The following is a 12195-nucleotide window of genomic DNA, read 5'->3' as shown; positions in this document are numbered from 1 at the left end:
CGCTTGCAGGTGTTGTTAGACTCGTGCGGATGGTCGCCTTCGATGCCAGCGAAGCCTTGACGCCGTACCGCGCGGAGAGCGGATACGGGGCCATTCTCTTCGACCGCCAGCGGCTGCGGCAAGCTGGCCCGGAACTGTTCTCGCCGGCGGCGTGGGGCGACCACGCGCGTCCGGTCGGCTCCGGCGGCCGCGGCGGCGCCTGGTTCGTCGATGCGCCGTTCGGCGCCTGCGTGCTGCGCCACTACCTGCGTGGCGGCCTGGCCGCGCGCTTCAGCCGCGACCGCTACCTGTGGCGCGGCGCCGCGCATACCCGCAGCTTCGCCGAATTCCGGCTGATGCGCGAGCTGCTCGGCCGCGGCCTGCCGCTGCCGACCCCGCTGGCGGCCAGCTACGTGCGCGACGGGTTCACCTACCGGGCCTCGATCCTGCTCGAGCGCCTGGTCGACGTGCGCTCGCTGGCCGACCGCGCACTGGTCGCCGGTAGCGGCGCGCCCTGGGAAGAAGCCGGGCGCCTGATCGCCCGCTTCCACCGCGAAGGCCTGGACCACGCCGACCTCAACGCGCACAACCTGCTGTTCGACGGCAACGGCCGCGGCTGGCTGATCGATTTCGACCGCGGGCGCATGCGCATCCCCGCCACCCACTGGCGCGAGGCCAACCTGCGCCGGCTGCTGCGTTCGCTGCTGAAGCTGCGCGGCGAGCGCGCCAGCGCCGAGGTCGAGGCCGACTTCGCGCGCCTGCGCCGCGCCTACGAACTGTCCTGGAAGCGGGGCTGCTGATGGCCGCCTGGTCGCTCCGGTTGCACGGGGTAGGCAACGCGTCGGCGGTGGAGCTGGGCTCGGCGATGGCCAGCCTCGAGCGCGACGGCCGCCCGTGGCTGACCATCGACTGCGGCGCCGAAGGGCTGACCGCGTTCGAGGCCGCGTACGGCCACCTGCCCGACGCGGTGTTCATCACCCACGTGCACCTGGACCACGTCGCCGGGCTGGAGCGGCTGTTCGTGTCCAGCTACTTCGACCCGCAGCGCCGCGGCCGGGTGCGCCTGTACGTGCCGGCGCCGGTGGTGCCGCTGCTGCAGCGGCGCGTGGCCGACTACCCGAACGTGCTGGCCGAAGGCGGCGCCAACTTCTGGGACGCGTTCCAGCTGGTTCCGGTCAGCGAGGCGTTCTGGCACGACGGCATCCGCCTGGAGGTGTTCCCGGTGCGCCACCACTGGCCGGATACCGCGTTCGGCCTGCGCCTGCGCGGCAGCCTGGTGTGGACCGGCGATACCCGCCCGATCCCGGAGATGCTGGCCCGCTTCGCCGATGCCGGCGAGCTGATCGCCCACGACTGCGGCCTGCACGGCAATCCTTCGCATACCGGCCTGGACGACCTGGAGCGCGAGTATCCGGAGGCGCTGCGCCAGCGCATGGTGCTGTACCACTACGCCAGCGCCGCCGATGCTTCGGCGATGGCCGCGCGCGGCCACCGCGTCGCCCATCCGGGCGAGCTGCTCGGGCTGGCCGGACCCACCGCGATGCAGGCGTCGCCGCCATGAACCTGGCACGGCCGGCGCAGGCTCCGATCCTGGACCGCCTCGGCCGGCCCCTGCACGACCTGCGGCTGTCGGTCATCGACGCCTGCAATTTCCGCTGCGGCTACTGCATGCCGGCGGACCGCATCCCCGACGACCACGGCCTGGACGCGGCCGGGCGCCTGTCCTTCGACCAGATCGAGACCCTGGTGCGCGCCTTCGCTGCCGCCGGCGTGCACAAGCTGCGCCTGACCGGCGGCGAACCGCTGCTGCGCAAGCGCCTGCCGGACCTGGTCGCGCGCCTGGCGCGGATCCCCGGCATCGACGACCTGGCCCTGACCACCAACGGCTCGCTGCTGGCCGCGCAGGCGCGCGCGCTGCGCGAGGCCGGGCTGCGCCGGCTAACGGTGAGCCTGGACGCGCTGGATCCGGCGGTGTTCAGCGCCATGTCCGGAGGCCGCGGCGAGGTGGGACCGGTGCTGGAGGGCATCGCCGCCGCCGGGGCCGCCGGCTTCGGCCCGCTGAAGATCAACTGCGTGGTCCAGCGTGGCCTCAACGAGGAGCAGGTGCTGCCGCTGCTGGGGCACTTCCGCGGGACGGGCCACGTGGTCCGCTTCATCGAGTACATGGACGTGGGTACCTGCAACGGCTGGCGCCAGGAACAGGTGGTGACCTCGGCCGAGCTGCGCGACCGCATCGCCGCGCGCTGGCCGCTGCGCCCGCTGCAGTCGCACTACTGCGGCGAGGTGGCCGAGCGCTACGCGTTCGCGGACGGTGGCGGCGAGGTCGGCTTCGTCAGTTCGGTGAGCACGCCATTCTGCGGCCACTGCCACCGCGCCCGCGTCTCTGCCGATGGCCAGCTGTATACCTGCCTGTTCGCCGACCAGGGCCACGATCTGAAGCCGGCCCTGGCGCAGGGCGAGGCCGCGCTGTTCGGGCACCTGGCAGGCCTGTGGTCGCGGCGCGAGGATCGCTACAGCGAGATCCGCGGCAATCCGTCCGCGCCGCGCAAGCACATCGAGATGTACCTGATCGGAGGTTGAGTTGGCCACCCGCAAGTCCCCCGCCGCCCGACTGACCCACCTGGACGATGCCGGCCGGCCAGCCATGGTCGACGTGTCGCACAAGGCCGCCACCGCGCGCAGCGCCACCGCCGAGTGCAGGGTGCGGTTCCCGGCCGAGGTCGCCGCGCAGCTGCGCGCCAGCGGCCTGCGCGCATCCAAGGGCGGCATCGTCGAGACCGCGGTGATCGCCGGCACGATGGCGGCCAAGCGCACCCACGAACTGATCCCGTTCTGCCACGCGCTGCCGCTGGACGGGCTGAAGATCGCCATCGACTGGCACGGCGAGCGCGAACTGCGCATCGAGTGCACCGCGCGCACCACCGCGCGGACCGGCGTGGAGATGGAAGCGTTGACCGGGGCGACCGTGGCGGCGCTGACCGTGTACGACATGAGCAAGGCGCTGTCGCACGCGATCGTGCTGGGCCCGGCCAGGCTGCTGGGCAAGCGCGGCGGCAAGCGCGACTTCGGAAGGGCGGGGTGATGGCGCGGCTGCGGCTGCTGTACTTCGCCGGCCTGCGCGAGGCGACCGGCGTGGACGGCGAGTCCGTCGACAGCGCCGCGCCGGACCTGGCCGCGCTGTACGCCGAGGTCGCCGTCCGCCACGGCCTGCGCTGGCCGCGCGAGCACCTGCGCGTCGCCGTCGACGGCGCCTTCGCGCGCTGGAACGATGCCCCGCGCGAGGGCAGCGAGGTCGCCTTCATCCCGCCGGTGTCCGGAGGCTGAGATGCCGGCGAAGCCGCACGCGAAGTTCGAGCTGGCCAGCGCGCCCTTCGAGGTCGCGCCGCTGCGCGCCCGCCTGCTGGACGATGCCGCCGGGGCGTATGCCAGCTTCGAAGGCTGGGTCCGCAACCACAACGAAGGCCGTCCGGTGCACGGGCTGATGTACGAAGCCTACACCGCGCTGGCCGAGGCCGAGGGCCAGCGCATCGTCGAGGAGGCGGCGCAGAGGTTCGCCATCACCGGCGTGCACTGCGTGCACCGCACCGGCGAGCTGGCGATCGGCGAACTGGCGGTCTGGGTCGGGGTGGGGGCCGGGCACCGCGATGCCGCATTCGCTGCCTGCCGCTGGGTGATCGACGAGGTCAAGGCGCGCGTGCCGATCTGGAAACACGAGCGCTACGCTGATGGCGACCGGCAGTGGCTGCATCCGGTCGCGGCCACTACGGAAGGAAGCACACCCAAGGAGGACACCCCATGACCTCGAAGCGCACCCGCTGGCGCCGGGCACTGCTGCCGGCGCTGCTGCTCGCCTCGCTGGCGCTGCCGGCCGCCGCCGGTGAACTGCTGGTCGGCAACAAGTCCGCCAACACGCTGTGGCGACTGTCGCTGGACGATGGCCGCAAGCTCGGCGAGGCCGAGACCGGACCCGGCCCGCACGAGATCGCGGTCAGTCCCGACGGCCGCCAGGCGGTGGTCAGCGAATACGGCCACCAGGCTCCGGGCCATACCCTCAGCGTCTACGACACCCGCGACGGCAAGCGCGTGCGCCAGGTCGACCTCGGCAGGCACGGCCGCCCGCACGGCCTCCGCTTCGAACCGGACGGCCACCACCTGCTGGTCACCACCGAGGCGAGCAATTCGCTGCTGCGCGTCGACCTGCGCGGCGGGGCAGTGGTACGCGCCTACGACATCGGACCGGGCACCGGCCACATGGTCGCCCTGTCCGCCGACGGGCGCACCGCGTACGTCACCAAGATTTCCGCCGGCACCCTGGTCCGCGTGGACCTCATCGATGGCTCGGTACTGGAAAAGCCGGCCGGCGCCGGTGCCGAAGGCGTGGCCGTGGCCCGCGACGAGACGGTGTGGGTGACCAACCGCGCCGCGGGCACGGTGACCGTGCACGACCCGCGGACCCTGGACGTGCTCGACACCCTCGACAGTGCCGGCTTCCCGATCCGCGTCGCCTTCACCCCCAGCGGCCGCCACGCGCTGGTGACCAATGCCCGTGCCGGCACCCTGTCGGTCTTCGATGCGGTCGCGCGCCGGCCGGTGGCCAACGTACAGCTGGCCGACCCGGACGCGGAGTACCGCGAGACCATGCTCGGCCGCGCCGCGCTGCCGATCGGCGCGATCGTCGATCCTTCCGGCCTGCGTGCGTACGTCGCCATCAGCGGCGGCAACGAGATCGCCGTTGTCGACACCGTCTCCTGGGTCGTCATCGACCGCTGGCCCACCGGCGACGAACCCGACGCCCTCGGCATCGTCGCCGGCCCCTGAATCCCTCCGCCACCACCTCGTAGAGTCGGGCTTGCCCGACTCCCCCGCCTGGTGTGCCCGCGCGCGTGAAGAGCAGCGGGGCAAGCCCCGCTCTACAAGGGCAGGCACCATACCGTCGGGCGAATCCACGCCCTTGTAGAGTCGGGCTCGCCCGACTCCCCGTGATGTGCCCGCGCGCATGACGAGCAGCGGGGCAAGCCCCGCTCTACGAAGCCCGAAAAGGTGGCGGCCCCGCCGGCTTGCCTCGGCGCCCGCGTCGATCGATACCGTTGCTGCCTTCCGGCCCTGGCGGGGTTTTCGACCTAGCGTCGCGAGGGGCCGACGGGGCCACCATAGACGCGGGCCGCGCGCTGCGCGGCCCGGAGATCTGGCGATCCGCGGCGTGCCGGGCACGCGAGGCGGGTCGCAGGTGCTGCGGCGGGCGGAAGCCGCGCCGGAACGCTGCGGATTCTAGCCCATCGGGCCGGGCCGGCGCCATCGGCGCCGTTCATGTCCGGCCGTCAGCCGCGTACGCCCACAGCCGTCTCCTGCTGGCCGGCACGGAAACCGCGCCGTGAGCGCGGCAGGGACCGCGGCCGCCGCCGGCCGTTGCCGGCCGCCTGGCCGCGCTGCGCAAGTCGCTGGAGGGCGAGGGCCAGACCTGGCTGTACATCGGCACGGCGCTCGCTATCGGCATCGCCGATTCGGCCAGCCCCACTTCGGAGAACCTGCTGGCCGACGTCACTCCCACGTTCAACTGGCCGCCTGGCCCAGCGCATCCCGGTACGCATCCGCATCGATCCGGCCACGGTGCCGGATGGGCTGGTGCTGGCGGCAGGCATGAGCGCGACGGTGCGGGTGCTGCCAGACGCCGGGGCCAAGGACTGACGGATCCCGCGCCTCCGCCACGCGGCCGTCGCTGGCGCCGGGCACGCGGGTCGGCCGGTGGTCGCCACCCCCGGCCGTTCCGGTGCCGGGGATGGCGACATGCCGGGGCTTGGGCAGCCCGGGCGCCGCGGGATCGGGGATCGGATGTGCGTGCTGCAGGTGCACGGGCAGGGATGGCAGCGGCGACGCAAGCGCGGGGCGCACCGGCGACGCTGCCATCCCCGGTGCGGCGCGCGCGCCATGGCATCTCTTCCGGGGAGGCGGGTTTGATGCGTCGCCCGCCCACCCGTTGGATGTCAGAACGCCTCGTCGAAAGCGACCTCGCCCTCCACGCCGACCTGGTAGGCCGATACCCGCCGCTCGAAGAAGTTGGTCAGTTCCTGCACGTCCTGCAGGTCCATGAACGGGAACGGGTTGCGCGAGCCGAAGTGCTTCGGGAAGCCCAGTTGCACCAGGCGCTGGTCGGCGCAGTACTGCAGGTACTCGCGCATATCCTTCGGCGACAGGCCGGCCACGCCGCCGGACAGGGTGTCCAGGGCGAAGGCGTGCTCGCACTCCACTGCCTCTTCCAGCATCTCCACCACCTGCTGGTGGAACGCCTCGTCGACCAGGTCCGGTTCCTCCTCGCGCGCGGTGCGGATGACCTCGAAGGCGAACGCCATGTGGCAGCTTTCGTCGCGGAACACCCAGTTGGTGCCGCTGGCCAGCCCGTGCAGCAGCCCGCGCGAGCGCAGGTAGTACACGTAGGCGAACGCGCCGAAGAAGAACAGGCCCTCGATGCACCCGGCGAAGCAGACCATGTTCAGCAGGAACTGGCGGCGCTGCTCGCGGGACTCGATCCGGTGCAGCGACTGGATCGAGTCGATCCACTTGAAGCAGAACTCGGCCTTCCGGCGGATCGACGGGATGTTGTCGACCGCCGCGAAGGCCCTGGCGCGCTCGGCCGGATCCGGCAGGTAGGTGTCCAGCAGGGTCAGGTAGAACTGCACGTGCAGCGCCTCTTCGTACAGCTGCCGCGACAGGTACATCCGCGCCTCCGGCGCGTTGACGTGCTGGTAGAGGTTCAGCACCAGGTTGTTGGACACGATCGAATCGCCGGTGGCGAAGAAAGCGACGAGCCGCTCGACGAGGTGGCGTTCGGCCGGGCCGAGCTTGTGCCTGAGGTCGGCCAGATCCTGCGAGAAGTCCACCTCTTCCACCGTCCAGGTGTTGCGGATGGCATTGCGGTACATCTCGTAGAACTGCGGATAGCGCATCGGGCGCAGGGTGAGCTCGAAGCCGGGGTGGAGCAGCATCTGGCGGGCGGCGCTCACTGGCAGGCCTCGCAGGCTTCGGGGTTCTCCAGCGAGCAGGCCACGGCCTGCTCCGGCGTGTAGTCCGGTGCCGGGGCCCGGGCTCCGGTACTGCCGGCAACCGTCGCCTTGGCGATGCGGGTGGCCGGGCGCGAACGCAGGTAGTAGGTGGTCTTGATGCCCTTCTTCCAGGCGTACATGTACATGGAGGACAGGGCGCCGATGGTGGGGCTTTCCATGAACAGGTTGAGCGAGGCCGACTGGTCGATGAAGGCGCCGCGGTCGGTGGCCATGTCGATCAGCGAGCGCATCGGAATTTCCCAGGCAGTGCGGTAGACGTCGCGCAGGAGCCGGGGGATCTGCGGCAGGGCCTGGATCGAGCCTTCGGCCAGCTTGATGGCGTCGCGCATTTCCGGCGTCCACAGGCCCAGGGTCTTGAGCTCGTCGACCAGGTAGCGGTTGACCTGCAGGAAGTCGCCGGACAGGGTCTCGCGCTTGAACAGGTTGGACACCTGCGGTTCCACGCACTCGTAGCAGCCGGCGATGGAGGCGATCGTCGCGGTCGGGGCGATGGCGACCAGCAGGGAGTTGCGCAGGCCATGGCGGCGGATCCGCTCGCGCAGCGCGTCCCAGCGCTCCGCATCCGCGGGGACGACGTTCCAGGCGTCGAACTGCAGCTCGCCATTGGCCGCACGGGTATCGGCGAAGGACGGGTGGGGCCCGCGCTCCTGGGCCAGCTCGCAGGAGGTCTCCAGGGCGTGGTAGTAGATCGTCTCGGCGATCCTGGCCGAGAGCGCGCGCGCCTCGGGGGCGTCGAACGGCAGGCGCAGGCGGAAGAACACGTCCTGCAGGCCCATGCAGCCCAGCCCGACCGGGCGCCAGCGCAGGTTGCCGCGGCGGGCGCTCTCGATCGGATAGAAGTTGAGGTCGATCACGCGGTCGAGCTGGCGCACCGCCAGGCGCACGGTCTCGGCCAGCTTGTCGAAGTCGAAGGCGCCGTCCTCGTCGAGGTGGCGGGCCAGGTTGATCGAGCCGAGGTTGCACACCGCGGTCTCCTCGCTGGAGGTGACCTCGAGGATCTCCGTGCACAGGTTGGACAGGTGGATCACGTTGCCGGCGCGAAGGGTCTGGTTGCTGGCGCGGTTGCACTTGTCCTTGAACGTCATCCAGCCGTTGCCGGTCTGCGCGAGCGTCCGCATCATCCGCGCGTACAGCTCCCGGGCCTTGACCATCCTGGCTGCCTTGCCCTGGACCTCGGCCTGCTCGTAGGCCCGGTCGAAACTCTCGCCGTACAGGTCAACCAGCTCCGGGACCACGCGCGGGTCGAACAGGGACCACTCCGCATCGGCCTCCACCCGGCGCATGAACAGGTCCGGGATCCAGTTGGCGAGGTTGAGGTTGTGGGTGCGGCGCGCCTCGTCGCCGGTGTTGTCGCGCAGCTCGAGGAATTCCTCGACGTCGGCATGCCAGGGCTCGAGGTAGACGCAGGCGGCGCCCTTGCGCTTGCCGCCCTGGTTGACCGCCGCGACCGAGGAATCCAGCGTCTTCAGCCACGGCACGATCCCGTTGCTGTGGCCATTGGTCGAACGGATCAGCGAACCGCGGGCCCTGACCCGCGTATAGCTGACCCCGATCCCGCCGCTGAACTTGCTCAGCTGGGCGATGTCGCCGTAGCGGGCATAGATGGACTCCAGCGTGTCCTGCGGCGAATCCAGCAGAAAACACGACGACAGCTGCTCGTGCGTGGTGCCGCTGTTGAACAGCGTCGGCGAGGAGGGCAGGTAATCGAGCTCGGCCATGCGCCGGTACAGGGCGATGGCGCCGGGGACGTCCTCGCTCAGCGCGCTGGCGATGCGCATGAAGAACTGCTGCGGGGTCTCGATCACCTTGCGCGTCTGCGGATGGCGCAGCAGGTAGCGGTCGTACAGGGTGCGCAGGCCGAAGTAGTCGAAGTTGCGGTCGAGCGTCGCATCCAGCGCGTCGTTCAGCTTGCGCGCATTGGCCTGCACGAAGCCGAGCAGGCGGTCGTTGACCAGGCCCAGTTCATGGCCGCGGTTGATGGACTGGGAGAAGGCGTGGATCTCCTGCCCGGAGACCTCCTTGGCGATCACGCCCGCCAGCAGGCGCGCCGCCAGCCGCCCGTACTCGGGTTCCTCCGCGGTCAGCAGCGCCGCGGTGCGGATGGACAGCTCGTCCAGTTCGGCGGTGGTGGCGCCGTCGTACAGGCCGGAGATCGTGCGCGTGGCCACCCTCATCGGTTCCACCGAATAAAGGCCTTCGGCGGCACGGGCGATGGCCCGCACGATCTTGTTGAGGTCGACCGCCTCGCTCTGCCCATTGCGCTTGGTCACGCGCATCGTCGTGGCCGCCGGCGGCGGGGTCAGGTCGAAGGCAGGCGCGGCGGGCGCGGCGTCGGCCACGGCGGCTTCGTTCGGATTCATCGGAGTTTCTCCATGCGTGATGCACGGGCGCGCGCCTGTCCCACGCAGGCGCGCATGGCATCGGAGAAACAGGGTAGGCATGCGGTGTCGCAGGAGCCGCGACGTGGGGTGGCGGCTGGTCCTGCTGCACCAGCCATCTCCCCCCGGAGACTCCGCGGCCGGCACCGCGCGGTGTGCTGCGCGCGGCTGTCGGCAGGTCTTCGGACTCATGGATGTGGTACCGGCGTCCGGTACCTCCTCGGTCGCGGCTTCCCGGGATCACCATCCCAGTGCCAGGTGCGACGTCGTCTCCATCTACCGCTGCGGGGCAGTGCCGGGTTTCGACCGGCTTCCCTTTTCATCCACCGGCGAGCACCGGCGGAACCGACGGCCACAACATAAAGGGGTCGGCATGCGTAGTCAACGGAACATATCGCGTTTCTGGCGCCCCCGACCCACTTGCGGCCGGTGCATCGGCCTGTGCGTTGCCATGAGCTTGCCCGCAACCGGGTAGTCCATCGCCGAAGCCCAGGCAGGGCTGATGCCGGTGTCGGTGTCCGTGCCGATGCCGATGCCGATGCCGATGCCGATGCCGATGCCGATGCCGATGCCGGGCAAGCTGGTCCGGTTGCCGCCTGCCTATCCGCCAGACCGGAGAATCCGGATGGTGGGTCGCTCCCGTCCACACTGTTGGATCCGCAACCCGGCAACGTGAGTGGTAGCGATATGCGGCCATGCTGATGCGTTTCCGAGCGGCGAACCATCCGATCTGTGAGGCATTACTCGATGTATACCTGAGGAGTTCACCGCGGATTAAACGTGCGCGTGCGACACGCATCTGTCCGCCTTCACGCTCCATCCACGTACAGCAATGTGAGCTGAAGGCGTCTTCATGGCATTGACCGAAAGGTCGCTATATTCCGAGGCCCCCAGACGAAGGAGGATTGGTTTATGAGCAAGCATCATGTGGTGATGGCGCGTACGTTGGGCGTGGCGCTTGTCGCCGGCCTGGGTCTTGCCAGCTGTGCCAGCTACGACGAGGACTTCGCCCGCATCAACTCGCGTCTCGACCAGCTCGACACCCGGGTGCAGGGCGCGGCGCAGAGTGCTGATGCGGCCAACCAGTCCGCGCAGCAGGCCAACCAGCGCTTGAACCAGCTGGAAAGCCGCGTCCAGCAGCTGGAATCGGCGCCGCCGACCCGCCAGCCGCGCGGTTGATCGTCCTGCACGAGTTGTGAGGAACGGTTTGAACCTGGGACCCGGTGGCCTTGCGCCACCGGTCTCATTCCCTGATTCGATCCCCGCGAGGAATCGCACCATCCGTACACCTAAACATCCTGCGATCCTGGGCGCGCTGCTGTGTGCCCTGGCGTTCGCAAACCCCGTATTCGCTGCCGACCAGGAGCCCGTCGCGCAGCAGGAAGGCGCCGTCGACCTGCTTCCGCCGGACCAGGAAGTGTCCGACCTGGTGATCGAGCTGGCCGGCTGGATCGTCGCCACGCGCGACACCGAAGGCTATCCGTTCGCGATCATGGACAAGGCCTCGGCGCAGATCCTCGTGTTCGACGGCGATGGCCGTCCGCGCGGTGCCGCGCCCGGGCTGTTCGGCTCGGCGATCGGCGACCACACCGCACCGGGTATCGCCGGCCTGGCGCTGCGCGAGATCCCCGGACGCGACCGCACCACGCCCGCCGGCCGTTTCATCGGCGGCTTCGGCCCGTCGATCGACGCCGGCCGCGTGCTCTGGGTGGACTACGAGTCCGCGGTCTCCATCCATCCCACCGCGACCGGAGTCCGCTCCGAGCGGCGGCCCGAGCGCCTGGCCTCGCCCGAGCCGGACGACAACCGCATCACCCACGGCTGCATCAACGTCGCGCCCGAGTTCTACGAGAAGGTCATCGAACCGGTGTTCGCGCGCGGCGGCGTGTTCTACATCCTGCCGGAGAAGGACTCGCTGGCCGACACCTTCCCCGAGTTCGTGCAGAGCCGCGCGACCGCCGGAGACAAGAACGGCAGGAAGAGCGCCCGTCGCTGACGGGCGCGTCGCTCATCCTCGCTTCGCGGGGGAGTTTGCGTCCGCAAACGCAGCCCCTGGTTCGGGCACTTCTGGCCGGGGCGAAATCCGCCTGTCGATCCCCGCGCCGCCGATTCGTCGCCCGTGCATACCCATGGAGGATGCGCGATGAAATACCTCGGCCTGGCGTACCACACCCCCCCGAAGCGTTCGCGAAGATGACCCCCGAGGCGGTCGCGAGGCTGGTCAGCCAGTGCCCGGCGCTGGACGAGAAGATGCAGGCGACCGGGAAGATGCGGGTATCCGCCTCGCTGGCCGAGCCGAAGGACTGGAAGACGCTGCGCACCCGCGCCGGCAGGATGCAGGCCAGCGACGGCCCCTATACCGAAGCGAAGGAAATGGTCGGCGGACTCTTCATCATCGAAGCCATTCACAAACCGGGGTTTGTGCCCTGTTTTGTGCCCCGGGCATTGTAGCCGGGTTGGACAAATCCCTTCGGCGACAATAGCGCAAGGTTCGACGGATGACGACGATGCAGCTGAGCTTCGGGGACGCGGAACACACGGGCAAGCGCAAGAAGACGCGGCGCGAGGTCTTCCTGGCGGAGATGGAGCAGGTGGTGCCGTGGAACGCATTGCTGGCGCTGATCGCACCGCACTACCCGAAGNTGGGCCAGCGCGGCCGGCAGCCGTATCCCTTGGCGACGATGCTGCGCATCCACTTCCTGCAGCAGTGGTACTCGCTGAGCGACCCGGGCATGGAAGAGACGCTGTACGAGATGCCGGTGATGCGCCGCTTTGCCCGC

At 70.1% G+C, this 12195-nt stretch carries 14 protein-coding genes, 1 other RNA gene and 1 riboswitch; of the genes, 11 read left to right on the top strand and 4 right to left on the bottom strand.

The annotated features are described in order from the left end of the window. The first annotated feature begins 29 nt into the window (after positions 1 to 29). From PSEJ35_RS0112060 to PSEJ35_RS16175, 7 genes are read left to right on the top strand one after another with little or no spacing between them, the layout of a single operon-like run. The gene (locus tag PSEJ35_RS0112060; protein WP_028918019.1) at positions 30 to 779 is read left to right on the top strand and encodes a 3-deoxy-D-manno-octulosonic acid kinase; all 750 of its coding nucleotides are present in this window, start codon (positions 30 to 32) and stop codon (positions 777 to 779) included. Further along, positions 779 to 1540, top strand: coding sequence for an MBL fold metallo-hydrolase (locus PSEJ35_RS0112055; RefSeq protein WP_028918018.1), 762 nt, complete (start codon positions 779 to 781; stop codon positions 1538 to 1540). The genes PSEJ35_RS0112060 and PSEJ35_RS0112055 overlap by 1 nt, the downstream gene beginning before the upstream one ends. Beyond that, the gene (gene moaA / locus PSEJ35_RS0112050) at positions 1537 to 2559 is read left to right on the top strand and encodes a GTP 3',8-cyclase MoaA (RefSeq protein WP_028918017.1); all 1023 of its coding nucleotides are present in this window, start codon (positions 1537 to 1539) and stop codon (positions 2557 to 2559) included. The genes PSEJ35_RS0112055 and moaA overlap by 4 nt, the downstream gene beginning before the upstream one ends. A gap of 1 nt (position 2560) precedes the next feature. Beyond that, positions 2561 to 3061, top strand: a complete 501-nt coding sequence (gene moaC / locus PSEJ35_RS0112045; protein ID WP_028918016.1) for a cyclic pyranopterin monophosphate synthase MoaC — start codon at positions 2561 to 2563, stop codon at positions 3059 to 3061. After that, a complete protein-coding gene (locus tag PSEJ35_RS0112040) occupies positions 3058 to 3303 on the top strand; it encodes a MoaD/ThiS family protein (RefSeq protein ID WP_028918015.1) in 246 nt (81 codons plus the stop codon). Before moaC ends, PSEJ35_RS0112040 begins: the two co-directional genes overlap by 4 nt. A 1-nt stretch (position 3304) precedes the next feature. After that, positions 3305 to 3778, top strand: coding sequence for a molybdenum cofactor biosynthesis protein MoaE (locus PSEJ35_RS0112035; protein WP_028918014.1), 474 nt, complete (start codon positions 3305 to 3307; stop codon positions 3776 to 3778). After that, positions 3775 to 4797, top strand: a complete 1023-nt coding sequence (locus PSEJ35_RS16175) for a gluconolaconase (RefSeq protein WP_051412664.1) — start codon at positions 3775 to 3777, stop codon at positions 4795 to 4797. The genes PSEJ35_RS0112035 and PSEJ35_RS16175 overlap by 4 nt, the downstream gene beginning before the upstream one ends. Positions 4798 to 5031: 234 nt before the next feature. Here PSEJ35_RS16175 and ffs read toward each other — a convergent pair. The 4 genes from ffs to PSEJ35_RS0112015 form a co-directional block, all read right to left on the bottom strand. Then, positions 5032 to 5122: signal recognition particle sRNA small type (gene ffs, locus PSEJ35_RS17035), an RNA gene on the bottom strand. Between the two features lie 838 nt (positions 5123 to 5960). Beyond that, positions 5961 to 6959 (bottom strand): ribonucleotide-diphosphate reductase subunit beta, encoded by a 999-nt coding sequence (locus PSEJ35_RS0112025; protein WP_028918013.1) that lies wholly within the window; start codon positions 6957 to 6959, stop codon positions 5961 to 5963. Between the two features lie 14 nt (positions 6960 to 6973). Then, a complete protein-coding gene (locus tag PSEJ35_RS0112020) occupies positions 6974 to 9397 on the bottom strand; it encodes a ribonucleoside-diphosphate reductase subunit alpha (RefSeq protein ID WP_051412663.1) in 2424 nt (807 codons plus the stop codon). Positions 9398 to 9570: 173 nt separating this feature from the next. Continuing rightward, positions 9571 to 9780, bottom strand: a riboswitch (cobalamin riboswitch). 16 nt (positions 9781 to 9796) lie between these two features. Next, positions 9797 to 9994: a hypothetical protein gene (locus PSEJ35_RS0112015; RefSeq protein ID WP_028918011.1), complete on the bottom strand. Its 198-nt coding sequence runs from the start codon at positions 9992 to 9994 to the stop codon at positions 9797 to 9799. A gap of 333 nt (positions 9995 to 10327) precedes the next feature. Here PSEJ35_RS0112015 and PSEJ35_RS0112010 point away from each other — a divergent pair, with 333 nt between their 5' ends. The 4 genes from PSEJ35_RS0112010 to PSEJ35_RS16165 form a co-directional block, all read left to right on the top strand. Then, complete coding sequence (locus PSEJ35_RS0112010) at positions 10328 to 10594, top strand: membrane protein (RefSeq protein ID WP_024870206.1); 267 nt, start codon at positions 10328 to 10330, stop codon at positions 10592 to 10594. A 148-nt stretch (positions 10595 to 10742) separates the two neighbouring features. Further along, positions 10743 to 11411, top strand: a complete 669-nt coding sequence (locus tag PSEJ35_RS0112005; protein WP_028918010.1) for a L,D-transpeptidase — start codon at positions 10743 to 10745, stop codon at positions 11409 to 11411. A gap of 197 nt (positions 11412 to 11608) precedes the next feature. Next, positions 11609 to 11866, top strand: coding sequence for a YciI family protein (locus PSEJ35_RS16170; protein WP_232207653.1), 258 nt, complete (start codon positions 11609 to 11611; stop codon positions 11864 to 11866). 56 nt (positions 11867 to 11922) lie between these two features. After that, a partial coding sequence (locus tag PSEJ35_RS16165; protein WP_037083205.1) for an IS5/IS1182 family transposase occupies positions 11923 to 12195 on the top strand: 273 nt, incomplete at its 3' end.

Origin of the sequence: Pseudoxanthomonas sp. J35, assembly GCF_000513995.1 — a bacterium.
Taxonomy (GTDB): domain Bacteria; phylum Pseudomonadota; class Gammaproteobacteria; order Xanthomonadales; family Xanthomonadaceae; genus Pseudoxanthomonas.
The sequence above is the reverse complement of the archived record's forward strand: the minus strand, read 5'-3'. Positions and strand labels throughout refer to the sequence as shown.

Coding starts and splice junctions, on each gene's coding strand:
- PSEJ35_RS0112020 (WP_051412663.1), bottom strand. CDS start 9,397: ATGAATCCGAACGAAGCCGCCGTGGCCGACGCCGCGCCCGCCGCGCCT.
- PSEJ35_RS0112035 (WP_028918014.1), top strand. CDS start 3,305: ATGCCGGCGAAGCCGCACGCGAAGTTCGAGCTGGCCAGCGCGCCCTTC.
- PSEJ35_RS0112060 (WP_028918019.1), top strand. CDS start 30: ATGGTCGCCTTCGATGCCAGCGAAGCCTTGACGCCGTACCGCGCGGAG.
- PSEJ35_RS16175 (WP_051412664.1), top strand. CDS start 3,775: ATGACCTCGAAGCGCACCCGCTGGCGCCGGGCACTGCTGCCGGCGCTG.
- PSEJ35_RS0112010 (WP_024870206.1), top strand. CDS start 10,328: ATGAGCAAGCATCATGTGGTGATGGCGCGTACGTTGGGCGTGGCGCTT.
- PSEJ35_RS0112055 (WP_028918018.1), top strand. CDS start 779: ATGGCCGCCTGGTCGCTCCGGTTGCACGGGGTAGGCAACGCGTCGGCG.
- moaA (WP_028918017.1), top strand. CDS start 1,537: ATGAACCTGGCACGGCCGGCGCAGGCTCCGATCCTGGACCGCCTCGGC.
- PSEJ35_RS16170 (WP_232207653.1), top strand. CDS start 11,609: ATGACCCCCGAGGCGGTCGCGAGGCTGGTCAGCCAGTGCCCGGCGCTG.
- PSEJ35_RS0112025 (WP_028918013.1), bottom strand. CDS start 6,959: ATGCTGCTCCACCCCGGCTTCGAGCTCACCCTGCGCCCGATGCGCTAT.